A 24,882-nucleotide genomic window follows, 5' to 3' on the forward strand; every position below is an offset into this window, starting at 1 on the left:
GGACTGGCCGTCAGCACATTCAAGGAGATCCGTGGGTCAGTCAAGTGAGTCCGTCGAGGAGTGGGCGCGCACCGCACATTTCCCGTTCCCGATCCGCTGGGGTGCTGTCGAGGACGCCATCCTCGATCGACGTCCGCCACCGTTGGAGGATGAGCAGGGTCAGGTAGGGCGGGCGATTCTCAAGGCGATCGTCCTGCTCGTGGCGATCGCGGTGTACGGAGCCGGTGCAATCGGGCTCGCCGCTATCGCCTTGGGTTCCAGTGCGGCGAGTGGCATCGGCAGTGACTCGTGGCTCAGCCTTGCCCGGATTGCCTTCCTGGTCTCCTTGGTGGCACTCATGACCGTGCTCGCAGTGTGGTGGAGTGACGGCCGGCGCCGTGGGCCCTGGGACGTCCTCGCCGCCGGGTGCACCGCCTTGACCGGCTCGGGTGCGACGCTCATTCTCTTGGTCGGGCGGGGCGAGGTCGGTGGCCTTGGCGCGCTCACGATCGTGGCTGCGCTGGGTGGCTTGGTGGCTGTCATCGTGCTGCTGGCCGCCTCGAGATCTCGGACGGTCGGGCGTCGCCGCTGGAGCATCGATCCGATGAAGGACCGGCGATACCTGGCGGCACGCCAGAGAGTGCTGGCTGTGCTCGAGGAGCGCGGTCTGACGCAGGAGTTGAGCGAGGGTTCGCGCCAGCAGTTGAAGAACATGCCACTGGGAACGTGGCACCAGCTCGACCGGGCGCCAGGAGAGTGAGCATGTGTGCTCGCCCCTCATCCCGAATGGTGGCGTCGTCGGAGGCCCAAGGGAGGACGACGTCGAGAATCGCACGTGTGGGGGAGACATCGCGTGTTGCGCAGCAGCCGTAAGCCACGAGCCGTCGCCGGTGGTGTGGTGGCTCTCGCGCTCACCGCATGTGGCGGCCCGGCACTTCCGAACACGGTCATCGTCGGCACGACCGTCACGATCGGCTGGTCGCAGCAGCTGACCAGCACGAACGTGGCGAGTTCCGGTGGTCACACCGCAGGCAACGAGGACGTTGCGGCGCTCACGCGTTCCCAGTTTGCCGAGTCGGTCGAGGGCGTGGACGTGATCGACGAGAGCTTCGGCACTGTCGAGGTCACCGCGCCCGAGGGATTCACGGTCCGATATGACCTCGCCGAACCTCAGTGGTCGGACGGTACTCCCGTGGACGCGGCAGATCTCCTGCTCGCCTGGGCAGCGGGATCGAACGCCCTCGCACCAGAGGAGTTCGATTCGGCTGAGGTCACCGCTGACGATGGCACGGTCGATGTGCCGGCGGGCACGCCGTGGTTCGATTCACGCCGCACGGGTCTGGCCGAGAGTTCCGAGATCCCCGAGTACGACGAGTTCGCCCGGTGGATCGAGGTCACCTACCCCGAGCCCGTGGTCGACTGGCAGAGGGCAGTGGACGTCGCGGTCCCTGCTCATGTGGTGGGACAGCTCGCGTTTGAGATCGAGGACCCCATGGAGGCCAAACAGGCCGTCATCTCCGCGATCGTGGAGGCGGACACCAGCCGGCTGGCCACGATCGCGCGGGTGTGGAACTCCGGATTCGAGCTCGGTGATGGCGACGGCAGCGCGATTCCGGAGGAGCTGCTCCTCTCCAGCGGGCCCTACCGCGTGGATCAGGTGGACCAGAGCCGACCCGATGCGCAGCACGTGAGCCTGGTCGTGAACCCGGAGTACACCGGGTTCCCCACACCCGAGTACGAACGCCTTGAGCTTACCCAGACCACCGTCTCCGACCCACTGACGTACGTGGGTGAAACGCTCGACGTCGTGCAGGTTCCACCGACAGCGCAGAACCGGGAGACGATCGACCAGCTCGAACGCCTCGACTATGGATTCTCCACCAGTCATACCGGCGCCTACTGGGCGCTGGTCCTGCGCACCGATCGGGGGGAGTTCGCCTGGCAGAGCGCGCGTGAAGCCTTCCTACGCGCCGTGCCGCACCGGGAGGTGGCCGGCGCTGGCGCGGGGCCGTGGTCCTCAGAGCAGGAGGCCACGAGCGTGCTGTTGTTCCCGCCTAACACGGACGGGCACCAGATCGCTCGCGAGGACGCCGGATTCGAAGCCGCCTTCACGCGGTCGGAGGACGAGGCGATTGCCGATCGTGAGGCGGCCGGGGTTGAGAACGGAGCACGCGTGTGCCTGTTGTTCGACTCCGGCGAGGAGTACGCCGCTAACGCCTACCGCGCCTTGCGGGCCGGGGTGAGCGAAGCCGGCTGGGACGTGCGTGATTGTGGCACTGACGACGTCGGCCCTGCGCTCGGAGAGGACGACTGGGACGCCGTACTCACTCGTATCCCCATCCCGGAGTCACCCGCGGACATTGCCGCGCAATGGGGCACTGACGGTGCCGCGAACTGGAGCGGTACCGCCGATGACGACCGGGATGCCATGATCGCCGAGCTCGAGCACACCGCGGACCACTACGAAGCGCGCGATCTTCGCGTTCAGATCGAGGCGTCCATCGTGGCCGAGGCGATCGCGATGCCGTTGGCGATGGACATCGTCGCGACTGTGTCTGGCCGCGGCATTGAGATACCTCCGCCGCAGCCGGGGCCGAGCGCATCCCTCACCTCCCGTGCGGTCGACTGGACCGCTCCACAGGAGTGACCCGGACGCGAGGGAGTGCGCTGAACGAAGCACCAGCAGATCACGATAGAATAACGACGGCGACGTTCTGGACCGTGTGGCCCGTGCTGTTCGTTGAAGTAACTGGAGACATTACCGGGGGGTGAGTCGAAAGGAAGCAGTGCGCCATGGAGGAATCCGAGAAGGGCGAATCTGTCGCCGCAACAACCAGACAGCGGATCCTTGTTGCCGCGCTTGCGGCCTTCGCCGAGGACGGCTTCGACGTCGGTCTCCGCGCCATCGCGACGCGGGCAGGAGTGACGGCAGGGCTCATCACCCACTACTACGGATCCAAGGCCCGCCTGCGCCAGGAGTGTGACGCATACGTCCTCGAGCTGGTCGAGCAGGACCTGCCGCAGGCCTTCGATGCCCGTGCACTGCAGCAGCGGCTGATCGATGATCCAGCGATGCTCGTGCGCTGCGTGCATTACTGCATGCGAGCGTTTGCGGAGGGCTCACAGATGTGTCAGCAGTTGCTGACGATCTCGGTGGACCACACCAGGCGGATGATCGCCTCGGGCCTCGCGGCGGACTTGCTCAAACCCAGTGCGGATGAGGAGGTGCGGGCGCTGGTGGTGGTGCGCGTCACTGTGGGCGTGGCCATGCTCGATTTCGCGATCGACGCACCCTCGGATGCCCAGGCCGTGGGCGACTTCCTGCGGCAGATCTGGCGCCACGTCCTGCTCCCGATGGCGCGCTCGACCAATGGTGCGCACTTCGATACCGATCCCGATCGAGGGGGCCTCCTGCAGCGCGCGTCGTTGCGAGTGAGCGCCTGAACGGCCCGGGGAACGGCCGTTGGCGGAGATCGGAACCTACGCGCGCCGGTGCCGCCTGGTGAAGTTGCTGAGCACCCGCGGTGCGAGCGAGACGTCGGCGTGGCGTGCGGCCTCGGCGATCTCCTCCATCGCACCGCTTGGGTAGTAGCCGTGCCGGTCATAGACCGCGATCCGCGTGAGTAGTCCATCTGAATCGAGCTCAGGGTGGAACTGCGTGGCGTACACATTGGCGCCCACCCGGAACATCTGCACCGGGCACGTGGCGGACGTGGCGAGAAGGGTCGCGTCAGCCGGCAGTACGGTGCACGCCTCCTTGTGGCCGACGAACGCCTGGAAATGATCCGGGACGCCGTCGAGGATCGGATCCGCGCGCCCCTCCGCCGTGAGGGTGATACTGGTGGCGCCGACGACTTCGCCGTACGTGGTGTCCACCACGCCGCCCCGGTGCACACCCAATGTGGCCACGCCATAGCACGCGCCAAGGAACGGGAAGTCGCGCTCGATGATCTCGTCCAGGAGAGCGCTGAGTTCTGTCTCCACGCGGTGCTGTACCGGTGATTTCAGCTCGTCGGCGTCGGAGGCGTTGAAAGGGCTTCCTCCGACGATCACACCGGAGTACTCGTCCAGGTCGAGTGCGGGCAGCGGGTCACGTTCGAGTCGATGCCGGACGAGCTCGCCCTCGGTCAGATTTCCGTAGCGAAGAAATGCTGAGTGCTCGGCGGCAGCGGCAGCATCCTCTGCGCGTGTGGCCAGCAGGAGGAAGGGCTTCATCGTCATCCGAACAGCCAGAATGCCGCGAGGATGAGCGACCAGGTGGTCACGGCCAGGGCGCCGATCACGAGTCCGGTGGTCGCCAGCCCGAGGCCGCGGACGTTGGTCCGGCGGATGTGTCGCAGAGCCACGATGCCGAAGATCACGCCGCCGAAGCCGAGGGCGAAGGTGGGCACGCCCAGGAGTCCGAGAACGAATGCGGCGATCGCGAAACCAGACATAGGCGCCGGTGAGCTGTGGTAACCGGGCCCGGAAAAGGTGGCGACCGGGTCGGGCAGGGGGAGCGTGTAGGAGTTCACGAAGGGTGAGGCCCCCCGGTGCTCCTGCTCGAGACTCATCTCATTCCTCAGCCGAGCTGGACTCGTCAGTCGGTTCCGGTGTCGGCAGCGGCGTGCACCCCTGGGGGATCGGAATCTCCACCTCCGGGTCGATGTCGATCTCGTCAGCCGAGCGCAGAGCCTCGTAGGAGGACCCGAGGATCACATCGATCGTCTCGTCGGTGCGGGAGTCGACCTCGATCCGTGGATCGGTGAAAAGAACTCCTGCGGTATACGCGGCGGCCAGGCCCTCCGGGCCGGAGACGATGCGGACGACTCCCGCGAACGGGGACTCGGCATTGGCCTGGCGACCGACCGCGACGCCACGTTCTCCCAACTCGGCCGATGTATCCGCCGCAAGCCCGGACCGTGAGGTGCCATTGAGGACGTTCGCGGAGATCTCCGTGAGCGGGACGTATGTTGCACCGTCCGGTGGGCATGGGCCGGCATCGTCGCTCTCTGTGGACTCGGGTTCGCTGATTGCGATGCTCACCGGAGAGGGGAGGATTCCCACCCATACTGCCCCAGCTGCCAGGCCGACCACGAGCATCGCGGCGATGAGCGTGCCGAAGATGACCGTCTGGCGCTGCTGCAGGTGACGGCGTCGGGCGGCTCGTGCCTTGGCTGGGGTGCTCACAGAGAGAACCTAACGGACTTCGGCGGACAGGTCAGAAGATGACAGTGCACGCATCACAACTCCAGGACGCGAGCATGCAAAAGATTGCGCTGTTGCAACGCGGCGCGCAACGCCCGATGCAACCCGTCCTCAAGGTAGAGCGCCCCGCGCCATTGCACGACGTGCGCGAACAGGTCGCCGTAGAAGGTGGAATCTTCGGAGAGGAGACTGTGCAGATCGAGCGTGGCTTTGGTGGTCACCAACTCGTCCAATCGAACCTGACGCGGTGGGATCTCGGCCCAGTCCCGGGTGCGATGGCGCCCGTGGTCGGGGTACGGGCGGTCGTCGCCGACGGACTTGAAGATCACAGAGATGATCCTAGGTGAGCCCACTACGGATGCGCCTCCATCCAGAGGTGGACCGGTGCACCTCCACCCAAAGGTGGATCCGGGTCCGGACTCCGGATGGCCGCCGCTGCGCCGTTCGCCCGCCGCCGGTGTGCTGGACCAGCGATCAGGTGTTCAGGGGAGGACGGCGACGGCCTCGACTTCGATCAACAGGTCAGGCTCGCCGAGGGCCGCGATGCCCACGAGGGTGATCGGGCGAACGAGGTCGAGACCCAAGCGCTCTGCCGCACGTTGGGCGCCCTCGCCGAGTTGCGCCATCTTCTCTGGTGCCCAGTCGACGACGTAGATCGTCAGTTTGGCGATGTCGGCGAAGGATCCGCCCGCGGCGGTCACGGCTTCATGCACATTTGAGTACGCCTGTTCCGTCTGCGCCGCGAGGTCGCCCGCGCCCACCGGGTGGCCCTGCGCATTCCGCGCGACTTGGCCGGAAATGAAGACCAGCCTGGACCCTTCGGCGATCGATGCCTGGGCATAGACCTCGGGCTGGGGCAGGGTGGGTGGATTGAGCAGCTGAACGGGCATGGCGACCTCCGGTGGTGAGTAGTGAGCTAATTCCATAGCGGCGCTATAGAATCGTCAAGTGGTCCGACCCGCTCGCCCCGAAGTCCGCCGTCAGCTGATCGAGCGAGCCGCAGGGATGCTCGCTCGCCGGGAGAAGATCAGCCTGCGCAGCCTGGTCGCTGGGCTGGGGGTATCGACCATGGCCGTCTACACCTATTTCGACGGGATGTCAGGACTGCTTGGCGCCGTGCGTCAGGAGGGCTTTACTCGACTTGCCGATCGCCTCGCGGAACTGTCTCCGACCGATGACGCCGTCAGTGACCTAGCTGCCGCCGGAGCCGCGTATCTGGAGTCGGCCAAAGGCAGCCCCGATCTCTATGCGCTGATGTTCGACGGTTCGCTGCCGTTGCCGGACCGCAGAGCGGCCGATGCCACTCTTGCTTATCTCGTTGGCGCAGCTCAACGAGCCATTGAATCTCAACGTTTCGAACGCACCACCGATGCCCGATCGCTGGCGAACGAACTGTGGCTGTTCGGCCATGGCGCCTGCATGCTTCTCGTGACCGGCGTGCTGTCCTTCGAGCGGATCGAGCCCATCGTGACCACAGGACTGGTACACCTCTATCGAGCCGCCGGAGACGAACCTGAGATGGCCGAACGCTCCATGCTCAACGGGTGGTCACGTGGGGCTTCGCGGTGACATGCGACGGTGGTCTCGAGGTCGGCGAGGTCGCTCCTTGGCGCGCGCAACTAGGTCAGGGCGGTGTGGCGGAGCTTTTGGAAGCGGAAGGAGCCGCGGCCGGCCGCGGTGGCTTGGGGAGTGAAGCGCGCCATCGCGCCCCGGGGGGCGTGCGTCTCGACGCGCTCGCGCAGGCGGAGGATGGGGGAGCCGCATGTCCTCGCTCCGCTGCGGCATGCTCCCGAATCCACAGTGTCCGAGAGGCGCAGAAGCCCCCAACCGAAATGCGTGGCTGAGGGCTTCTGCGTCTGGCGGAGGATGGGGGAGCCGTCGTCGCTCGTCCCTCGCTCCTCCTCCCGAATCCCACAGCGTCCAATACGGGTCAGAGCCCCAGCCGAAATGCATGGCTGGGGCTCTGACACGTGGCGGAGGATGGGGGAGCCGTCGTCGCTCGTCCCTCGCTCCTCCTCCCGAATCCCACAGCGTCCAATACGGGTCAGAGCCCCAGCCGAAATGCATGGCTGGGGCTCTGACACGTGGCGGAGGATGGGGGATTCGAACCCCCGAGGGCTTGCACCCAACACGCTTTCCAAGCGTGCGCCATAGGCCACTAGGCGAATCCTCCAGGCGTCGTCCAGGGTAGCGGCTCGGGAGTGGCCAGGCGAACTCGCTGGCTGTGACGACGCCGACACCTCCCCGTGCCGGGCACTCGAAGGTGAGCGGTACAGTGGTCTCAGACCCCTCGTGTGGCGTCATCTCGCTGAACTCCCCCAGGGCCGGAAGGCAGCAAGGGCAGGCGGGCTCTGGCGGGTGCGCGAGGGGTCCTTTCATGTCCGGACATGGATCCTCTGGGCACGATGTCGGTGCGGGCGCCTATTGTGAGTCGGGTGAGCACTGCGTTGTACCGCCGCTACCGGCCCGAGACGTTCGCCGACGTGATCGGTCAGGAGCACGTCACCACGCCATTGATGGCCGCGCTTGAGAACGATCGGATCACGCACGCCTACCTCTTCTCCGGCCCCCGCGGGTGCGGGAAGACCACCTCGGCACGGATCCTCGCGCGGTGCCTGAACTGCGCCGAAGGCCCCACCTCAACCCCGTGCGGCCGGTGTGACAGTTGCACCGAACTCGCCCGCGGCGGGCCCGGTTCACTCGATGTGGTGGAAATGGACGCGGCGTCTCACGGTGGCGTGGACGACGCCCGCGAGCTGCGCGAACGAGCGGCCTTCGCTCCGGCGCGCGATCGTTACAAGGTGTTCATCATTGATGAGGCGCACATGGTCACCCCGCAGGGCTTCAACGCCCTGCTCAAGCTGGTGGAGGAACCTCCAGCGCACGTGAAGTTCGTCTTCGCCACCACGGAACCGGAGAAGGTGATCGGGACGATCCGCTCCCGCACGCACCACTATCCGTTCCGCCTGGTCCCACCAGACCAGCTCACCGGCTACCTGGAGACCCTCGCCACGGCCGAGCAGGTCACCGTGGATTCGGGAGTGCTACCGCTTGTTGTCCGTGCTGGGGGCGGGTCGGTGCGTGATTCGCTCTCCGTGCTCGATCAGCTCATCGCGGGGGCGTCCGACGGCGCAGTCGGCTATGAGCGTGCCGTCGCCCTGCTGGGGTTCACCCACGCGACGCTCCTTGACGACACCGTGGACGCTCTGGCCGCCCGAGATGGCGGCAGCTTGTTCCGGGTGGTGGACCGCGTGATCGGTACAGGCCATTCGCCCCGCCGGTTCGTTGAGGACCTGTTGGAGCGACTCCGCGACCTCATCGTGGTGCGCGCGGCCGGCGAGAACGCTCAGACAGTGCTGCGCGCGGTACCCATGGACCAACTCGAGCGGATGCGGACCCAGGCCGCGCACCTCGGTGAGCACACCCTTTCGCGGAGCGCGGACCTGGTGAACGAGGCGCTGACGGAAATGTCCGGAGCCACCTCACCTCGACTCCAGCTCGAACTGCTCTGTGCTCGCCTGTTGCTCCCCGCAGCCGACGACGCCGCGGAAGGTTTCGGGGCACGGCTGGATCGCCTCGAAAGCGCCGTGACCGGCACCGCACAGGCTGCGCCGCGCTCGGCTGCGCCAGCGCCGCCGGCGCAGCGCCCAGACGCCGCGACCGAACCCGCCTCGCCGCCAGCACCCGCTGAAGCAACCTCAGCGCCAGCACCCGCCGAAGCAACCTCAGCGCCAGCACCCGCTGAAGCAGCACCGGTACCCGCTGAAGCGGCTCCAGCCACAGCAGCCCCCGAACCAATGCCAGCCGCAGCTGAATCGAGCCCGCCTAGCGCATCGTCGCCGGACGTCGCTGCCGATCACGTGCCCATGCCCGAGCATGAGGTCGGACGAGAGGCGCCTGAGGATCCCCTCTCGCCGGCGCCGCCCACGGCGCACGTACCCGAGCCGCAGCCGAATCCGGAGGCGCAGACCAGTGCAGACATGACCGCCGATCAGGTGCGGCGACGTTGGCCCGAAGTGCTGGAAACGCTCGCACGGGTCAAACGGACCACCTGGGCGCTCATCTCCCAGGACGCCCAGGTCGTCGACGTTACGGCCTCCTCGCTCACGCTCGGATTCTCGACCTCCGGCCTTGCCTCGACGTTCCGCAACGGCCCGCACTCCGACTTCCTCGCCCGCGCCCTTCAGGAAACTCTGGGGCTGACCGTCCGGATCGAGCCGACCGTGGTTGACGGATCTGCCACCAGTACCGCCCCGGCATCGTCGGCCCGGCCTGTCGCGCCTCCTGCCGCATCTGCGGACTGGGGCGCACCGGGAGGGTCGCCATCACGCGCGGCACAGCCGCCGAAGGAGCCGACGGCGCGACCATCGACGCCTCCACAGGGCACGAGTGGGCCCCCGTGGGATGAGCCCGGGCCCGATACTTCCGAGGCGGACGACGCCTCTGATGCGGAGGGTGACCCAGCGGGTGATCCGGTCGCCGCTGCCTCCGTTGCACTCCCTGACTCTGCACAGCCTGACTCTGCACAGCCCAGCGCGGACTGGAAAACCGCCCGCCCTGCCGCTGGACGCGAGCCGATCCCGCCGACGCCGCAGCCGGAGGACGACTGGCCCGAGCTGCCGCCGGATCCGGCCGCGGGACGTGACGACGTCCCCCTGGCCGAACCGCCGGAGGACCCCTACGCCCCCAGTGGCTCAGCCACTGCAACCTCGCCCGGGGCCTCCGCTCGCGAGCAGGCGTTCGAGGCCGCACGGCAGGCGACCACCTCTGCCCCCAGACCAGACACGGCAGGTGAGATGCCGCCGGCCACGGATGGGCCGCCGTCGGCGTTCGACGAGGACGTCCCAGATCCGGACGACCCCGATATCGAATCGACCGGGCTGGTGGGAGCACCGCTGGTGGCCCGCCTGCTGGGGGGAACTGTGATCGACGAGATCGTCGAACATCCCGACGGGAGTGAGCAATGAACGCCTACGACGGCGTGGTGCAGGAGCTGATCGACGAACTCGGCCAGCTCCCCGGGGTCGGCCCCAAGAGCGCCCAGCGCATCGCGTTCCACATTCTCTCCGCCGATACCGAGCGCGTGCAGCGTCTCGCCACCGCGCTCACCGAGGTGAAGGCGCGGGTTCGATTCTGCGAGGTCTGCGGCAACGTCGCCGAAGAGCCGCGCTGCCGCATCTGCCGCGACCCACGCCGCAACCCCGCCCTGCTGTGCGTGGTGGAAGAGGCCAAGGACGTGGTGGCCATTGAGCGCACCCGCGAGTTCCGCGGCCGCTACCACGTGCTCGGTGGCGCCATCAATCCCATCGACGGTGTCGGCCCGGACGATCTACGCATCCGCGAGCTGATGACGCGCCTTGCCGACGGCGAGGTGGAGGAGATCATCATCGCCACAGACCCGAATGTGGAAGGTGAGGCCACGGCCACCTACCTCACCCGGATGCTGCGCCCGATGGGCCTGATCGTCTCCCGACTCGCCTCCGGCCTGCCCGTGGGTGGAGACTTGGAGTACGCGGACGAGATCACCCTCGGCCGCGCATTCGAGGGGCGGAGGAGCATCGATGTCTGAGCAGCTGGACCTGGACTCTGACCTGCGAGTGTTGGGCACCGCCACTGCCGGAGTGTCCGAGCGTTATCTGGAGACCGTCCGTGAGGTGGCCTCGGGAGCTAGCCCCGAGGCGGCGATCCCGCTCCTGCTGCTCGCCGTCTCCGATCTCACCGCCGCCGGGGCACGCTTGGGGGCGATCGTCGATGTGGTGCCGGCGGCGCGGTTCGAGCCCGACGACGGCCCGGACCCTGACGTTGAGCCGATCCGGCTCTCCCTCGCGAACCTGCTCGAGGGGATCGATGAATACCACGAGGTCTCCGACCCGCTGGTGTCTGCTGACGTCAGTCTCGGTTGCCTGAGCAACGACCTCGCCGATGTCGCCCAGGCGCTCATGGTGGGTCTGAAGCACCACCGCGCCGGGCACCCCTCTGAGGCCCTGTGGTGGTGGCAGTTCTCCTACCTCTCCGACTGGGGCGAGCGAGCCGCCAGCGCCACCCGTGTGCTGCTCGGCCTAATCGCGCACCTGCGACTCGATGTGGACCCGGACGTGGCGGGGGAGGCCGAGTTCGACGCCCTGCACGCGGGCCCGTGACACCGCCCACGCCCTGACGCGATTCGGGCCGGGGGCGTGAGAGTGGAAGACTCACCGCGTGCCCGAACTCGCGTTCCTCGACGCCTCGCTCACCCTGCCCGGCTCAGCGGGCCTGGAGATCACCGTCTGGACCCTGTTTCTCCTTGCCCTCGCGGGCCTCGCCGCAGGATTCGTGGATGCAGTGGTCGGCGGGGGCGGCCTGATCCAACTCCCCGCACTGCTGCTCGTGCCGGGGATCAGCCCGGTGCAGGCGCTCGCCACGAACAAGGTCGGCTCCATCATGGGCACCTCCACGAGCTCGATCACCTACTACCGGCGCGTCCACCCCGACCTGCGCACGGCGGCGCCGATGGCGATCGCGGCGCTGATGGCCGCCGTCGGGGGAGCGGCGCTCGCTGCGAACATCCCGGCCGAGGCCTTCAAGCCGATCATCATCGCGGTGCTGATCGCCGTGGCGATCTACACCGTGGCCAAGCCGAAGGTCGGCGCGGATACTGCGCTGCGCTGGTCCGGCAATCACCACTACGGCATGGCGATGCTCGTGGGCGCGGTGATCGGCGCCTATGACGGGCTGCTCGGCCCGGGCACCGGGAGCTTCCTGGTGATCGGTCTGGTCAGCGTGCTCGGATATGCATTCCTCCCAGCCACCGCATTGGCCAAGATCGTGAACTTCGCCACCAACCTCGGGGCGCTCGCCTTCTTTGTTCCCCACGGTGCGGTGCTGTGGGGGATCGGGCTCGTGGTCGGCCTCGCGAACATGTTCGGCGCCTACCTCGGCGCCCGCACGGCAGTGGCACGGGGGAGCCGATTCATCCGGATCGCCTTCGTGATCGTGGTGGCGGTGCTGATCGTCAAGCTCACCTGGGACGTCGTCCACGGCCGGTGACGACGGACCGCACGTCGCCACGGCGTCCGGCCAGGGCTACTGTGAGGTGAGTCATATCGAGATCCGGACGGGCCGCCACCGGTTCCCTGGACGGCCTTTACCATTGATTGTCCAGTTCTCTACCCCCCGGAGCGCCCAGTGGCACTCATTGTCCAGAAGTTCGGCGGATCCTCCGTCGCTGATGCCGACAGTATCCAGCGCGTCGCCAGACGGATCACCGAAACGAAGCAGGCCGGGAACGATGTCGTGGTGGTGGTCTCCGCCATGGGCGACACCACCGACGAACTGCTCGACCTGGCCGAGAAGATCAGCTCCGCCCCGCCGTCGCGTGAGATGGACATCCTGCTGACGGCAGGTGAGCGGATCTCCATGGCCCTGCTCGCGATGGCCATCCATGAGCTCGGTGTGGATGCGCAGGCGTTCACCGGGCAGCAGGCAGGCATGATCACCGACACCTCGCACGGGAACGCCCGCATCGTCGACGTCAGCCCGAGCCGTATTCAGGAGACCCTGGCTCGTGATGCGGTCGCGATCGTCGCCGGCTTCCAGGGCGTGACCGAGGAGACGAACGACGTCACCACACTCGGTCGAGGCGGGTCCGACACCACCGCAGTGGCGCTCGCGGCCGCACTGAACGCCTCGGTGTGCGAGATCTTCACCGACGTGGACGGCCTGTTCACGGCCGATCCGCGGATCGTCCCCACCGCCCGCCGGATCAACCGGATCAGCATGGAAGAAACGCTCGAGATGGCCGCGCACGGCGCGAAGATCCTGCACCTGCGGGCCGTTGAGTACGCGCGCCGCTATCAGGTTCCGATCCACGTGCGCTCCTCATTCTCCGCGCATGACGGCACTCTCGTCACCGACAACGAAGAAGAAGGATCCATGGAACAACCGCTCATCTCCGGCGTCGCTCACGATCGGTCCCAGGCCAAGATCACGGTGCTCGGCGTTCCGGACGTGCCCGGCAGTGCCGCGCAGCTCTTCGAGGCCGTGGCCGCCGCCGGCGTCAACATCGACATGATCGTCCAGAACGTCTCCGCGCATCACTCGGGCGTCACGGACATCTCCTTCACCCTGCCGCACGAGCAGGGGGAAGCCGCGCGCGCTGCGCTTGCTGCACTTGCGAACGAGTACGGCTACCAGGAGGTCCAGTACGACGACGGCGTGGGCAAGCTCTCCCTGGTGGGTGCGGGCATGCGTTCGCATCCGGGTGTCTCGGCGCAGCTCTTCGCTGCCCTGCGGGACGCCGGGATCAACATCGAAATGATCTCCACCTCGGAGATCCGCATCTCGGTGGTCACCCGCAGTGAGGACCTCGACGAGGCAGTACGGGCCGTGCACTCCGCGTTCGGGCTGGACGCGGCCGAGGTCGAGGCCGTGGTCTACGGCGGATCGGGGCGCTGACATGGGACTGAACATCGGAGTTGTCGGCGCCACCGGGCAGGTCGGTGCCGTCATGCGGCGCCTGCTCGTCGAACGGAACTTCCCGGCAGACAGCGTCCGCTTCTTTGCCTCGGCGCGTTCGGCCGGCACCACCCTGGAGTTCAAGGGTGAGCAGGTCGTGGTCGAAGACGCCTCCACTGCGGACCTGAGCGGTCTCGACGTGGCGCTCTTCTCCGCCGGGGGATCCACCTCGAAGGCCCAGGCGCCTCGCTTTGCCGAGGCGGGGGCCGTCGTCGTGGACAACTCCTCGGCGTGGCGGATGGACCCGGACGTACCGCTCGTGGTGTCCGAAGTGAACCCGGAGACCATCGACGATGCGCGCAAGGGCATCATCGCCAATCCGAACTGCACCACCATGGCGGCGATGCCGGCCCTCAAGGCGCTGCACGCGGAGGCAGGCCTGCAGCGCCTGATCGTCTCCACGTACCAGGCCGTCTCCGGTAGCGGTCTCGCCGGAGTGGAAGAACTCGAGGGTCAGGTCCGCGGCACCGCGGACCAGGACATCGCTGGGCTCACCCACGACGGATCCGCCGTGCGCTTCCCGGACCCGGTCAAGTATGTCGCCCCCATCGCGTACAACGTGGTGGCCCTTGCCGGAAATCTGGTTGACGACGGCTCCGGAGAGACCGACGAGGATCAGAAACTGCGCAACGAGTCCCGCAAGATTCTGGGCCTGCCGGAGCTACTCGTCTCGGGTACCTCCGTCCGTGTCCCGGTCTTCACCGGTCACTCGCTCTCGATCAACGCCGAGTTCGAGCGGCCGATCGCACCCGCCCGGGCTGAGGAGATCCTCGCCGAGGCGCCTGGTGTGCGGGTGGCCGATGTGCCGACGCCGTTGCTCGCCGCCGGTCAGGACCCCACCTTCGTGGGCCGGATCCGTCAGGACCCGGGTGTGCCGGAGGGGCGTGGCCTCGCGCTGTTCATCTCCAGCGACAACCTGCGCAAGGGTGCGGCGCTGAACGCCATCCAGATCGCCGAACTGATCGCCGCCAAGCAGTAGCAGGCTCCTGGATCCGGACTCGACGTCCAGTCCAGGTCCAGGCTGCACACCACGCGGCCATCGACCGGATCGCTCGTCGATGCGGCTGTTCATCACAGCCCATCGACGAGCGATTTCTCATTGGCGCGGTGGCGTCGTGATGGGGAGGGTGAAGCTCAGCGGGTTCGCGCGCACCAGGGCGAGGGCGCGATGCAGCGCGCCCGTGCGGACCACATCCGCCCCCAACTCCGAGGCGACGATGGTCGGGAATGGTGGATGGGTGTACTCCTCGAGCAGAGTGGTCGCCTGCGTGACCACCGGTTCGGAGGCGGGCGCGATGGCTCCGGCTACGACGATCCGTTCCAGATCGAGCATGGTCGCGATCACCGCACACACCCGCGCCAACCGATCCGCCAGTCGTGCCACGATCTCGGTGGCCACTGCATCCCCGTTCAGCGCTGCCGCGAAGACGTGTTCGGCATCCGGACCCTCGCGACCCGCGCGCAGCAACGCGGAATCGCGTGGCACGGTACCTGCCGACACGGCCTCGCGCACCATGTCACGGGCCACGTAGCCCAGTCCTTCCGGCCCGCCCACGCCCTCCACGAGATCCAGCAGGCGTAGCTCACCCGCGCCACCGGTTCGGCCGCGCAGTAACTCACCGTCGACGATCAGCCCCGAACCGAACCGTTCACCGGAGAGCAGCACGCCGAAGGAGGTCAACCCGCGGCCTGCCCCCACCGCTCCCTCGGCTACGGCCGCGAGGTTGGCGTCATTCTCGACCACGACCGTTCGGCCGGGGTGCGCGAGGACATCACCGAGCCCGGGGTTCATTCGCGTCCAGAAGTCGTGATTCGCCGGCGACGCGCCGCGTGCATCAGTGGGTGCTGGCACACCGGCCACAAGGACCAGCACGGCTTCTGGTGAGACGCCTGCGTGCTCGAGCGCCTCCTCGACGGTCGCCAGCACTGTGGTGCGCCGCAACGCCGGATCGGTCTGCTGCTCCGAAAGCACACGCTCGGCAGTCCCATGTTCGGCACCAGCCAGGTCAGCCACCGAAGCGGTCACTCGGTGCCAGCCGGCATCCACACCCACCACGTAGCCGGCGGCGGCGTTGAACGCGTACCGGCGGGCCGGCCGTCCTTTGCTGTAGGCGCCAGCACTACGTGCATCGGCGAGTTCGATGATCCAACCGCTGGTAGCCAGGTCGTCACACAGGCCGAGCACAGTCGAGCGGGTGAGACCCGTGGTGGCGATCACGTCACTCGCAGTGAAAGGGACTCCGTCCCACGCAGTGTGGAGCACCGCGGCCGCATTCGCGCGCCGCAGCACCTGCGACGAACTCACGACGGCGGTTGAGGTCACCCCTTGACTGTATCCGAGATCTGGGCCATGATCAGGCAAATAAATCTAGTAACTAGATTTAGATGACGCAGCAACTTCATCTCGCCCGGCAGGCGCACAGTCGCACCACGTCGGGCTGCTGGCAGCCAAGGAGACAATGACGTGCCTACCTCTTGCTCATCGCCACCGCCGGGCCTGTCCCGCAGATCGTTCCTGGCCGGAGCCGGCCTCGCGAGTGCCGGGCTCACGCTCGGTGGGTGCGGTTCCAGTGCCGAAGCCGCGGAGATCACCTTCTATCAGTCCAAGCCTGAGGTGATTCCGTACTTCGGTGACCTGGTGCATCAGTTCGGGACGGAGCACCCGGGCGTCCGTGTGAGGCACGACTCCACCTCGAACCTCTCAGGCGGCTTCGTGCGTAGTTCACCTCCGGATCTCGGCTGCCTCAACTACAACTTCGAAGTGGCGCGATTCGTGGATCGAGGGGCCCTTTCCGACCTCAGCGACCTCCCGGCGGCCGGTCGGATCAACCCTGACTTGCAGCCTCTCGTCGAACTCACGGCCAACTACCCCGGCCGGACCAGTGTGCTGCCGTACTCGCTGATGATGGCCTCGGTGCTGTACAACAGGGAGATTTTCGCCGAGCACCGGCTCGAGGTGCCCACCACCTGGGACGAGCTGATCGAGATCTGCGAGACCCTGAGCGAGGCCGGCGTGACGCCGATCTACTCCACCTTCGCCGACCCGTGGACCGTAGGTCAGGGACTCCTCGACTACTGCGTCGGCGGCATGGTGGACGTCTCCGGATTCTTCACCCAGCTGGCCGAACAGGGCACTGAGGTGGGACCGGATTCGCCCGTCTCATTCCAGAAGGACTTCGCCGAGCCGGTCCAGCGCATGCTGACCCTCGCCTCGTACTCGAACGATGACGCCGCGAGCCGGGGCTATGGCGACGGCAACCTGGCCTTCGCAGGCGGGGAGGCAGCCATGTACCTGCAGGGACCCTGGGCGCTGACGGAGATCGCCAAGACGAACGAGTCGATGGACGTGGGTGCCTTCCCGTTACCGATGACCGACAGTGCCGACGATCTGCGCGTGCGGGTGAACGTGGACCTCGCGCTGTGGATCCCGGAGATGTCCTCCCACCAGGCCGAAGCGCGAGAGTTGCTGACCTACCTCATGCAGCCCGAGATCATCGATGCCTACAACGAATTCGCGAACGGGTTCGGAGTGACCACAGACGCCCCCGACGTCACCAACCCCACCCTGCAAGAGTTGCAGTCCTTTTACGACGACGCCGCGTTCTACCTCGGGGCCACGCAACTCATCCCGCAGTCGATCCCGGTGCACAACTACGCCCAAGCGCTCGTGACCGGTTCCGACCCGGACCAGATCCTGCGCACGCTCGATGCCGACTGGGCGCGCCTCGCGTTCCGTTCCTGATCTCGAAAGGACTGCCATGGCAATCCCTGCACTCTCGCGCACGGGCCGCAAGGCCGCGGTCACGGGCCGCGCATCGGCTCCGCAGTCGCGCCCACGACGTCCGGTGGACCGGACCTTCTACCTGTTTCTTCTGCCGTCACTGGTGCTGTTCACGCTCGTGATCACGCTGCCTGCAGTGATGGGCATCTTCTACAGCTTCACCAACTCGATCGGCTTCGGTGAGTTCGAGTTCGTGGGCCTGATCAACTACATCGCCATGTTCTCTGACCCGGCGATTCGCGCCTCGTACGGATTCACGATCGGCTTCGCGCTCGTCACGGTGATCGTGGTGAACGCGGTGGCCTTCCTGCTGGCGATCGGGCTGACGTCGAAGATCCGCGGGAAGGCAGCGCTGCGGACGGTCTTCGTGCTGCCCATGGTGGTCTCCGGAATCATCATCGCCTTCGTCTTCAACTTCCTCTTCTCCAACTCACTGCCTCGACTCGGCGCCGCGATCGGCTCCGATGTGCTGGCGCAGAGCATTCTGGCCAACCCGGACCTGGCCTGGATCGCGATTGTGCTGGTCACGGCCTGGCAGGCGATCCCCGCCACGATGCTCATCTATATCGCCGGGATCGTGGCCATCCCTGGTGAGGTCTACGAAGCAGCATCGCTGGACGGGGCCTCACCTTCGCGCCAGTTGTTCACCATCACGCTTCCGCTGGTGGCCGGCTACGTACTCATCAACATGGTGCTCGGCTTCAAGAACTATCTGAACGCCTACGACATCATCGTCGGCCTCACCGACGGCGGCCCGGGAACTGCCACACGGAGTGTGGCGATGACGATCTTCTCGGGCTTCACCGGTGGCGACTACGCCTACCAGATGGCTAACGCCGTCGTGTTCTTCCTCATCGCCGTTGCCCTGGCGATGCTTCAGCTGCGGTTGACCCGCGGGAAGGTGTCCGTCTGATGACTACGAACGCGGTTCAATCGACGACCTCAACACAGCCAGCCCCGCGAAAGCGCAAGGAAGGCCGCGAGCGAGCAAACATCCCTGCCACGGTGATGCTGACAATTGCCTCCCTGGCCGTGCTCGTTCCGCTCCTGGTGACGGTCTCCATGGCCTTCAAGACGACCGCACAGGCGGTCGACGGGAACGCCTTCTCCCTGCCGAGCCCGGCCAGCGTCGCCGGCCTCGTGCAGGCGTGGCTGATGACGAACTTCCCGCGCGGGTTCGCCGTCTCTCTGTTCGTCTCGGCCGTCACCGTGGTGGGGGTGATCATCCTCAGCGCGATGGCTTCCTATGCGATCTCGCGCAACTGGGAGCATCGCGTGTTCCGCTATGCGTTCTTCTACCTGCTCGGCGCGATGTTCCTGCCGTTCCCGGTGCTCGCGCTCTCGCAGGTCAAGCTCACCGGGATGGTCGGGCTGGACAACCCCGTGGGGGTCGCACTCCTGCATGTGATGTTCCAGCTCTCCTTCAGCACGCTGCTGTTCACCGCATTCCTGCGCTCGATCCCCGAGGAGCTGGAGGAGAGCGCCCGACTGGACGGAGCGACCACCCGGCAGGCATTCTGGAGGCTCATTTTCCCCCTCCTGGCACCGATGAGCGCCACCGTCGGGATCCTTGCGTTCCTGCACTCCTGGAACGACTTCATGATGCCGTCGCTGATCACTTCGGACCCCTCGTGGCAGACGCTGCCGGTGCTGCAGAGCATCTTCCAAACGCAGTTCAGTAACAACTACAACGTGGCGTTCGCCTCGTACATGATGTCCATGGCTCCTGCGATCGTGGTCTATCTGTTCACGCAGCGATGGGTCATGTCAGGCGTGACGCAGGGTGCCATCAAGTAGGCCCGAGTACCCCCGGCGGCCCAGTGTGCCGCGGACTCCGCGGTCATCCCCACCAAGAGCAGAAGGAAGATCCACCCCCATGACGAATACCGTGGCCAGCGAGCCAGACGTTGCGGCGCTCTCTGCCGACGCCACCTGGTGGCGGCAGGCCGCCGTCTACCAGATCTACCCCCGAGCGTTCGCCGATTCCGACGGCAGCGGGCTGGGTGATCTGCGCGGAATCACGCAGAAGGTGCCCTATCTGAGCGCTCTCGGCATCGACGCCGTGTGGTTGAGCCCGTTCTATCCCTCGGCCCTGGCCGATGGCGGGTACGACGTGGATGACTACCGCGGCGTCGATCCCAAGCTTGGCACCCTGGCCGACTTCGACGAGATGGTCACTGCCCTGCACAGTGCCGGGATCCGGTTGATCGTGGACCTGGTCCCGAATCACACATCGGACCGGCACGAGTGGTTCCAGGCGGCTCTCGCAGCACCGAAAGGGTCGCCGGAACGCGACCGGTACATCTTCCGGGACGGGAAGGGGACCGACGGCGCAGAGCCGCCCTCGGATTGGGGATCCACATTCGGCGGACCTGCCTGGCACCAGGTCGAGGACGGGCAGTGGTATCACCACTTCTTCGCCAAGGAGCAGCCGGACCTGAACTGGGCCAATCCTGAGGTCCGAGCGGACTTCCTGCACACGCTGCGCTTCTGGTCCGATCGCGGGGTGGACGGGTTCCGCGTGGATGTGGCCCACGGGCTCGCCAAGGATCTGCCCGAGGAGTTGCCCAGCCAGGCTGAGCTCGATGCGATCCCGGTGGACGGCGATCACCCGATGTGGGACCGCGACGAGGTCCACGAGATCTATGCCGAGTGGCGTGAGGTGTTCAATTCCTATGACCCGCCGCGTACGGCGGTGGCCGAGGCATGGGTGAAGGCCGATCGCCGCTCCCGGTATGCCAGCGCGGACGGGCTCGGGCAGGCGTTCAACTTCGACCTCCTCGAGGCCGACTTCGACGCTGAGCAGTTCCGCGAACTGATCACCTTCAACCTGGAGCTTGCCGAGCGGTCCGGTTCATCCACCACGTGGGTGTTCTCCAACCATGACGTTGTGCGCCACGCCACCCGGTACGGCCTTCCGCCGCGTGGTGAGGACGAGCAAAAGGCCGGCCTCGCCTGGCTGCTCAGCGGTGGCACCGCACCGGTGCTCGATGCCGATCTCGGCCTGCGCCGGGCCCGGGCGGCGACCATGCTCGAACTCGCACTGCCCGGATCCTCCTATCTGTACCAGGGGGAGGAGCTGGGACTGCACGAAGTGGCTGATATCCCCGCCGAGCAGCGCCAGGATCCCACGTTCTTCCGCACCGAAGGCGCCGAGATCGGCCGGGACGGGTGCCGGGTGCCGCTGCCGTGGACCACAGCAGGTCCGTCGTTCGGCTTCGGTTCCGCGGCCCCGGACCTGCCGCAGCCTGAGTGGTTCGGGCCGTCCTCGGTACAGGCGCAGGACGGGGTGCCCGGTTCCACGCTGACGCTGTACCGGGAGGCGCTCGCGCTGCGCCGCGAGTTGCAGACGCAGGAGAGGCTGGAGTGGCTCGAGACTGGAGACGAGCAGGTCCTGGCCTTCCGCCGGCCGAATGGGTGGGTGAGCGTGACGAACTTCGGATCGGCCGCCGTCGGCCTCCCTCATGGTGAGGTCCTGCTGACGAGCGCAGACCTGACGGCGGATGGCCAGCTTCCGGGCGCCACCACCGCCTGGCTCCGCCAGTCCTGACCCCACCCCCTGCCGCCCCCACCCTCACCAGCCGAGCGCAAATCTGTGCGGCTTCTGCTCGGAAAATGCCGCACAGATTTGCGCTCGGCCAGAGTGCTGCAGGGCATGTGTCACGCGGGATGTCGCTGTGTCCACAACCCCACGTGGGTGGGTCACCCGGGTGATCGGCGATGTGGCGATGATCGTAGATGACCAAGAGCATCCCAACCCCATTGTATGAGTGCGCCCGCCGGCAGGAGGGGCTCATCTCCACCGCTCAGTGCGACGAGTACGGGGTGTCCGGTGACCGCCGGTCGCGACTTGTCGTTTCGGGTCGCTGGCGACGGGTCACCCGCGGCGTCTACGACACCGGAAGCATCGATGATCCGACAGGCTGGGAACATCGGCGACTCCGGCCAGTGTTCCTCGGCCTTCTTGCCTACCCCTGCTCGGTAGCCGTCTCCGGGTGTGCGCTTGCACTACACGATATCTGGGGACTTCCCATCGACCTCGCCCCAGAAGTGGCGTTGCCGCGCGGTCACTGGGCACCGGCTCGCGACTCGATCAGGGTGCGGCGGTTCGACAATGGCATGACGACGACCGTCGCGCGAGGATGCCCGACCGCGACGGTTGATTTTGCCCTAGCCCAGGCGATCTGCGAGATGACACGAGCATCGGCGCTCAGCGTGCTGGACTCGGCTCTCCACCAGGGACGGGCCGACGCCGCAACATTGCGTCGGGTGAAGACGCTGGTTCGCGGCAGGCGTGGGGCAGCACGGACACACGAATACTGGGATCTCGTGGACGGTCGCGCCGAGTCCCCGTTGGAGACGCGAGCCCGTCTCATCTTCCACGATGCCGACGTCGCACCGGACGAGTTGCAGGTGCCGTTGCGCAACGCCGACGGTGCGGTGATGGCCTATGGAGACATGGGGTGGCGGCTGGCCGATGGTACCTGGCTGATTGTGGAGATGGACGGTCGCGAGGTCCACGCGGCTCCGGAGGCGGTCTACCGAGATCGTGCCCGGCAGAACGAGGTGCTGGCAGCAGGACGCACCCTCTTCCTGCGCTTCACCGGAGCCGACCTCGGTCGCCATCAGACGATGGTTGCCCAGGTGCGGCGGAGCCTGGCCCGCGGAACCGCCGCAGTCGCCGCCTAATGCGGCCGCCGGACGCAAACCTGTGCGGCGTTTTCCGAGTGGAAGCCGCAGTAGTTTGCGCTCGGCAGGTGGGGGAGGTCTCAGTAGGTGGGGGGAGGTGCCAGGGTCAGGCCGGGAGATGGCGGGTGGCGAATTCCAACTCCGCCCGCATCTGCCGCACCCGCTCATCGTCCACTGCGGACCCGTGCCCGGCGTCATAGGTGTACAACTCCACCTCGCCGCCGTGCGAGCGCAGCATGTCCACGTAGTTCTCGATCTGCTTGAACGGGCAGCGCGGGTCATTCTTCCCGGCCAGGATCAGCACCGGCGCCCGTACCTGCCCCACGTAGGTGATCGGCGAGGAGTCCGTATAGGCCTGCGGTACCTGGCTGGGCGATCCGCCGAACAGGGACCGGTCGAACGCCTGCAGCGCGTCCATCTCGTCTGCGTAGGCGCTCACGTAGTCGGCCACCGGCACACCAGCGATACCGAGGGCCCAGCGATCCGGCTGCGTGCCCAGCCCGAGCAACGTCAGGTATCCACCCCAGGAGGCTCCGGCGAGGATCGACCGCTCCCGGTCCACCACCCCGGCCTCGGCCAGCGCCTCGTGCACGGCAGCGATGTCTTCCAGCTCGGTGTGCCCGACGCGGCCCTCGAGTGCATCGCGCCAGGCATTGCCATACCCGGTGGATCCCCGGTAGTTCACGCTCAGCACCGCGTAGCCGTGATCCACCCACGCCGCGGCATAGGGGCTGAACGAGTCCGATTCGTGCCAGGTGGGCCCGCCGTGCACTTCCACCACCACGGGGAATGGCTCGCTGCCCTCCACCGGCCGACGCAACAGCGCGTGCACCCGCCCGGCTGGACCCTCGGCCCACACATCCTCCACCGGGACCGAACCCGGCACCCGGTTCTCGCCCAGCGTGATCAAGGTCTTGCCCGTGCTCGCCTCGATGACGTCCCTGGGCTCGGCCGCCGAGGAACGGGCCAGCCACACGTCACCATCGGGACGAGCCGTGGCGCCCGAGACGGTGCCGGTGGTCGATCCCACCTGGTGCACCGACCCATCGGCCAGGTCGTACCGGTAGGTGAGTGTTCGGGCCTCGTGGTCCATCGCGATCAGCAGGGACCGGCCGTGCGGGTACCACTGCGCGTCGGCCACTTCCCCGGGCAGACCCAGATCGACTGGCCGCACACCCGAGGTGGCCACGTCCCAGATCAGCAGGCCGGCCACGTCCGTGCGTTCGTGGCGTACCAACAGGCGAGTGTCGCCGGGAATCGGGGCAAAGTCCAGGGCGAAGAGTCCGTGCCCGGGGCCGTCGTCGAGGTCGGCGAGCGTGGCTCCGGTGTCCGCTCGCAGCACGCGCAGTGCCGGGTGCCGGGAGTCGCCACGTTCTGAATGCTCGAGTGCGACGAGGTTCCCGTCCCGGCTCAGCGCCGCCGCCTCGGCCGGCTCCGTGTGCGCGTACAGCAGGCGCGGGCTCGTCCCTGCGGCCGCAGGCCCCACATAGAGCGCGTGCACCTGGGTGCCGAAGTCACCACTACGGCCCACGACGACGGTCCCGTCCTCGGCGAGGAGGAGCCCGGCGTCGTAGGCATCCGGCAACGGGATAGGACGTTCGGCGCGCGTGTAGGCGGGGGAGCCGAACGGCTGGCGCCGCCACTGGCCGAACTCATCGCCGTCGGTGTCGTCGAACCACCAGATCCAGGTGCCGAGCGGGTCGATCGTGGCATCAGTTGTGCCGTTCGTGCGCTCCGTAGCGCGCACCAGGGTGCGCGTGGACGGCGTCCAGGAGTGCACTTCCAGGGTGCCGCCCACACTGGCAACCACCACGGCACGGTCCGGTGCTTGCGCTGCCCACTCGGGCAGGCCGACCCGGCGCGCGCGGAACCGTCGTTCCCAGTCCGGCGGCGGCCAGGCCGAGGGCCCCGGGGAGAGCGTGGTCATGAATTGCGCCGGAATCGCACCACGGTGGCGGCAACGGCGCCGATCACCCCGAGCGCAATGACCGCAAACAGGGCGATCCGCCCGGCGGATGGGCCATCGCCTTCGCTCTCGTCGGAGGTGCCGGTGTCCATGCCGTCCGCAGGCGTATCGCTGGGCTCGGCGGAGTCGCTGGCGGCGTCCTCGTCAGAGGACTCAGTGATCTCTTCGGAGGGCTCCTGGTTCGCGGTCTCCGCCTCGGATGTCTCGGTCGGCTCGCTCTCACCACCGGCCTCACCTTCGGAGCCGGTGACCCCCAGTCCCTCCTCGGCCGTGAAGGTGAGCTCGCCGTCGATGGGATGCCCGTCGGCCGAGACCACGCGCCAGATCACCACGTACTCACCGGCCGGCAGATCCGCGACCAGCCGCTGGCGGACGTCGGGACCATCCAACTCGGGCTCACCGTCGGTGACGTCGGCGCTGTCCGGCCCGGTGATCTCGATACTCGTGCCCATCTCGAGGATGTCCTCGTTGAACGTGAGCAGCAGCGACTCCGGCGCCGTGCTGAGCGTGGCGCCATCCTCCGGATCAGAGGAGATCAGCGCACTGTGCGCGGCCGCCGGAGATGCGGTGATGGTGCCCAGCAGGCCGGCCGAGAGGGCAGCCAAGGACAGGGTGAGGGCGGCGCGGAGCGTCCGCCGAGGAGCGCTGCTGCCGGGTCGAGAGCCGGAGTGTACGGACATGACCTCAGCCTACGGCGGCTCGGGGGTGGCACGGTCGTGAGCGCCGTCACTCGTTCCGCCTGTGCGCCGCTGCCCACCCTCCAAGGCACCTGGGCGACTGGGCAGTG

General features: G+C 67.2%; 23 protein-coding genes, 1 tRNA gene, 1 other RNA gene and 1 pseudogene. 17 read left to right on the top strand and 9 right to left on the bottom strand.

Features of this window, described 5'->3' with window-relative positions:
* The first annotated feature begins 31 nt into the window (after nucleotides 1-31).
* The 3 genes from LQF10_RS02970 (at nucleotide 32) to LQF10_RS02980 (ending at nucleotide 3,423) form a co-directional block, all read left to right on the top strand.
* Nucleotides 32-739 carry a hypothetical protein gene (locus LQF10_RS02970; RefSeq protein WP_231066018.1) on the top strand — a complete coding sequence of 236 codons (708 nt, stop codon included), beginning with the start codon at nucleotides 32-34 and terminating at the stop codon, nucleotides 737-739.
* A gap of 93 nt (nucleotides 740-832) precedes the next feature.
* Entirely contained in the window at nucleotides 833-2,626 is a 1,794-nt protein-coding gene (locus LQF10_RS02975) for an ABC transporter substrate-binding protein (protein ID WP_231066019.1), read from the top strand.
* A 146-nt stretch (nucleotides 2,627-2,772) separates the two neighbouring features.
* Nucleotides 2,773-3,423: a TetR/AcrR family transcriptional regulator gene (locus LQF10_RS02980; RefSeq protein ID WP_231066020.1), complete on the top strand. Its 651-nt coding sequence runs from the start codon at nucleotides 2,773-2,775 to the stop codon at nucleotides 3,421-3,423.
* Nucleotides 3,424-3,459: 36 nt separating this feature from the next.
* Here the strand turns inward: LQF10_RS02980 and LQF10_RS02985 are convergent, their stop codons facing one another.
* The 5 genes from LQF10_RS02985 to LQF10_RS03005 all read right to left on the bottom strand — a co-directional run bounded on the left by LQF10_RS02985 (nucleotide 3,460) and on the right by LQF10_RS03005 (nucleotide 6,056).
* A complete protein-coding gene (locus tag LQF10_RS02985) occupies nucleotides 3,460-4,200 on the bottom strand; it encodes a glutamine amidotransferase (protein ID WP_435531428.1) in 741 nt (246 codons plus the stop codon).
* Nucleotides 4,197-4,532: a DUF4190 domain-containing protein gene (locus LQF10_RS02990; RefSeq protein WP_231066021.1), complete on the bottom strand. Its 336-nt coding sequence runs from the start codon at nucleotides 4,530-4,532 to the stop codon at nucleotides 4,197-4,199. The genes LQF10_RS02985 and LQF10_RS02990 overlap by 4 nt, the downstream gene beginning before the upstream one ends.
* Nucleotide 4,533: 1 nt before the next feature.
* Entirely contained in the window at nucleotides 4,534-5,148 is a 615-nt protein-coding gene (locus LQF10_RS02995) for a LytR C-terminal domain-containing protein (protein WP_231066022.1), read from the bottom strand.
* A 53-nt stretch (nucleotides 5,149-5,201) separates the two neighbouring features.
* On the bottom strand, nucleotides 5,202-5,495 hold the full coding sequence (locus LQF10_RS03000; protein ID WP_231066023.1) for a type II toxin-antitoxin system VapB family antitoxin: 294 nt from the start codon (nucleotides 5,493-5,495) through the stop codon (nucleotides 5,202-5,204).
* Nucleotides 5,496-5,648: 153 nt separating this feature from the next.
* Complete coding sequence (locus tag LQF10_RS03005; RefSeq protein WP_231066024.1) at nucleotides 5,649-6,056, bottom strand: RidA family protein; 408 nt, start codon at nucleotides 6,054-6,056, stop codon at nucleotides 5,649-5,651.
* A gap of 58 nt (nucleotides 6,057-6,114) precedes the next feature.
* Between LQF10_RS03005 and LQF10_RS03010 the strand changes: the two genes are divergently transcribed.
* A complete protein-coding gene (locus LQF10_RS03010) occupies nucleotides 6,115-6,735 on the top strand; it encodes a TetR/AcrR family transcriptional regulator (RefSeq protein WP_231066025.1) in 621 nt (206 codons plus the stop codon).
* Between the two features lie 516 nt (nucleotides 6,736-7,251).
* Here the strand turns inward: LQF10_RS03010 and LQF10_RS03015 are convergent.
* A tRNA-Ser gene (locus tag LQF10_RS03015) sits at nucleotides 7,252-7,339 on the bottom strand.
* Nucleotides 7,340-7,447: 108 nt separating this feature from the next.
* Here LQF10_RS03015 and ffs point away from each other — a divergent pair.
* From ffs to LQF10_RS03050, 7 genes are all read left to right on the top strand, one after another.
* Nucleotides 7,448-7,544: signal recognition particle sRNA small type (gene ffs, locus LQF10_RS03020), an RNA gene on the top strand.
* 57 nt (nucleotides 7,545-7,601) lie between these two features.
* Nucleotides 7,602-10,133, top strand: a complete 2,532-nt coding sequence (locus tag LQF10_RS03025) for a DNA polymerase III subunit gamma and tau (protein ID WP_231066026.1) — start codon at nucleotides 7,602-7,604, stop codon at nucleotides 10,131-10,133.
* Nucleotides 10,130-10,735: a recombination mediator RecR gene (recR, locus tag LQF10_RS03030; RefSeq protein WP_231066027.1), complete on the top strand. Its 606-nt coding sequence runs from the start codon at nucleotides 10,130-10,132 to the stop codon at nucleotides 10,733-10,735. The genes LQF10_RS03025 and recR overlap by 4 nt, the downstream gene beginning before the upstream one ends.
* Entirely contained in the window at nucleotides 10,728-11,306 is a 579-nt protein-coding gene (locus LQF10_RS03035; protein ID WP_231066028.1) for a DUF5063 domain-containing protein, read from the top strand. Before recR ends, LQF10_RS03035 begins: the two co-directional genes overlap by 8 nt.
* 94 nt (nucleotides 11,307-11,400) lie before the next feature.
* Nucleotides 11,401-12,192: a TSUP family transporter gene (locus LQF10_RS03040; RefSeq protein WP_435531443.1), complete on the top strand. Its 792-nt coding sequence runs from the start codon at nucleotides 11,401-11,403 to the stop codon at nucleotides 12,190-12,192.
* A 138-nt stretch (nucleotides 12,193-12,330) separates the two neighbouring features.
* The gene (locus tag LQF10_RS03045; RefSeq protein WP_231066030.1) at nucleotides 12,331-13,599 is read left to right on the top strand and encodes an aspartate kinase; all 1,269 of its coding nucleotides are present in this window, start codon (nucleotides 12,331-12,333) and stop codon (nucleotides 13,597-13,599) included.
* A gap of 1 nt (nucleotide 13,600) precedes the next feature.
* Entirely contained in the window at nucleotides 13,601-14,638 is a 1,038-nt protein-coding gene (locus LQF10_RS03050) for an aspartate-semialdehyde dehydrogenase (RefSeq protein ID WP_231066031.1), read from the top strand.
* A gap of 117 nt (nucleotides 14,639-14,755) precedes the next feature.
* On the opposite strand, the gene LQF10_RS03055 is transcribed toward LQF10_RS03050, so the two are convergent.
* A complete protein-coding gene (locus LQF10_RS03055; protein ID WP_231066032.1) occupies nucleotides 14,756-15,982 on the bottom strand; it encodes an ROK family protein in 1,227 nt (408 codons plus the stop codon).
* Nucleotides 15,983-16,123: 141 nt separating this feature from the next.
* On the opposite strand from LQF10_RS03055, the gene LQF10_RS03060 reads away from it, so the two are divergent.
* From LQF10_RS03060 to LQF10_RS03080, 6 genes and pseudogenes are all read left to right on the top strand, one after another.
* Nucleotides 16,124-17,401 carry an ABC transporter substrate-binding protein gene (locus LQF10_RS03060; protein ID WP_231066033.1) on the top strand — a complete coding sequence of 426 codons (1,278 nt, stop codon included), beginning with the start codon at nucleotides 16,124-16,126 and terminating at the stop codon, nucleotides 17,399-17,401.
* A 16-nt stretch (nucleotides 17,402-17,417) separates the two neighbouring features.
* Nucleotides 17,418-18,353, top strand: coding sequence for a carbohydrate ABC transporter permease (locus tag LQF10_RS03065; protein WP_231066034.1), 936 nt, complete (start codon nucleotides 17,418-17,420; stop codon nucleotides 18,351-18,353).
* The gene (locus LQF10_RS03070; RefSeq protein ID WP_231066035.1) at nucleotides 18,353-19,237 is read left to right on the top strand and encodes a carbohydrate ABC transporter permease; all 885 of its coding nucleotides are present in this window, start codon (nucleotides 18,353-18,355) and stop codon (nucleotides 19,235-19,237) included. The genes LQF10_RS03065 and LQF10_RS03070 overlap by 1 nt, the downstream gene beginning before the upstream one ends.
* A 79-nt stretch (nucleotides 19,238-19,316) precedes the next feature.
* Nucleotides 19,317-20,990, top strand: a complete 1,674-nt coding sequence (locus LQF10_RS03075) for a glycoside hydrolase family 13 protein (protein WP_231066036.1) — start codon at nucleotides 19,317-19,319, stop codon at nucleotides 20,988-20,990.
* A 188-nt stretch (nucleotides 20,991-21,178) separates the two neighbouring features.
* Nucleotides 21,179-21,322, top strand: a pseudogene (locus tag LQF10_RS19435) (hypothetical protein); the annotation flags it as partial.
* Nucleotides 21,323-21,631: 309 nt separating this feature from the next.
* Nucleotides 21,632-22,129 (top strand): putative endonuclease domain-containing protein, encoded by a 498-nt coding sequence (locus LQF10_RS03080; RefSeq protein ID WP_231066037.1) that lies wholly within the window; start codon nucleotides 21,632-21,634, stop codon nucleotides 22,127-22,129.
* A gap of 106 nt (nucleotides 22,130-22,235) precedes the next feature.
* Here LQF10_RS03080 and LQF10_RS03085 read toward each other — a convergent pair whose 3' ends face one another.
* Both LQF10_RS03085 and LQF10_RS03090 read right to left on the bottom strand, forming a co-directional pair.
* Nucleotides 22,236-24,056 (bottom strand): S9 family peptidase, encoded by a 1,821-nt coding sequence (locus LQF10_RS03085; RefSeq protein ID WP_231066038.1) that lies wholly within the window; start codon nucleotides 24,054-24,056, stop codon nucleotides 22,236-22,238.
* Complete coding sequence (locus LQF10_RS03090) at nucleotides 24,053-24,775, bottom strand: copper resistance CopC family protein (protein WP_231066039.1); 723 nt, start codon at nucleotides 24,773-24,775, stop codon at nucleotides 24,053-24,055. The genes LQF10_RS03085 and LQF10_RS03090 overlap by 4 nt, the downstream gene beginning before the upstream one ends.
* Nucleotides 24,776-24,882: the final 107 nt, after the last annotated feature.

Origin of the sequence: Ruania halotolerans (assembly GCF_021049285.1) — a bacterium.
GTDB classification, from domain to species: Bacteria; Actinomycetota; Actinomycetes; order Actinomycetales; family Beutenbergiaceae; genus Ruania; species Ruania halotolerans.

Bases quoted from the DNA above. Each gene is read 5' to 3' on its own strand.
- LQF10_RS03070 (WP_231066035.1), top strand. From the start codon at position 18,353: ATGACTACGAACGCGGTTCAATCGACGACCTCAACACAGCCAGCCCCG.
- LQF10_RS03090 (WP_231066039.1), bottom strand. From the start codon at position 24,775: ATGTCCGTACACTCCGGCTCTCGACCCGGCAGCAGCGCTCCTCGGCGG.
- LQF10_RS02990 (WP_231066021.1), bottom strand. From the start codon at position 4,532: ATGAGTCTCGAGCAGGAGCACCGGGGGGCCTCACCCTTCGTGAACTCC.
- LQF10_RS03050 (WP_231066031.1), top strand. From the start codon at position 13,601: ATGGGACTGAACATCGGAGTTGTCGGCGCCACCGGGCAGGTCGGTGCC.
- LQF10_RS02985 (WP_435531428.1), bottom strand. From the start codon at position 4,200: ATGACGATGAAGCCCTTCCTCCTGCTGGCCACACGCGCAGAGGATGCT.
- LQF10_RS03065 (WP_231066034.1), top strand. From the start codon at position 17,418: ATGGCAATCCCTGCACTCTCGCGCACGGGCCGCAAGGCCGCGGTCACG.
- LQF10_RS02980 (WP_231066020.1), top strand. From the start codon at position 2,773: ATGGAGGAATCCGAGAAGGGCGAATCTGTCGCCGCAACAACCAGACAG.
- LQF10_RS03085 (WP_231066038.1), bottom strand. From the start codon at position 24,056: ATGACCACGCTCTCCCCGGGGCCCTCGGCCTGGCCGCCGCCGGACTGG.
- recR (WP_231066027.1), top strand. From the start codon at position 10,130: ATGAACGCCTACGACGGCGTGGTGCAGGAGCTGATCGACGAACTCGGC.
- LQF10_RS03035 (WP_231066028.1), top strand. From the start codon at position 10,728: ATGTCTGAGCAGCTGGACCTGGACTCTGACCTGCGAGTGTTGGGCACC.
- LQF10_RS03005 (WP_231066024.1), bottom strand. From the start codon at position 6,056: ATGCCCGTTCAGCTGCTCAATCCACCCACCCTGCCCCAGCCCGAGGTC.
- LQF10_RS03075 (WP_231066036.1), top strand. From the start codon at position 19,317: ATGACGAATACCGTGGCCAGCGAGCCAGACGTTGCGGCGCTCTCTGCC.
- LQF10_RS03080 (WP_231066037.1), top strand. From the start codon at position 21,632: ATGACACGAGCATCGGCGCTCAGCGTGCTGGACTCGGCTCTCCACCAG.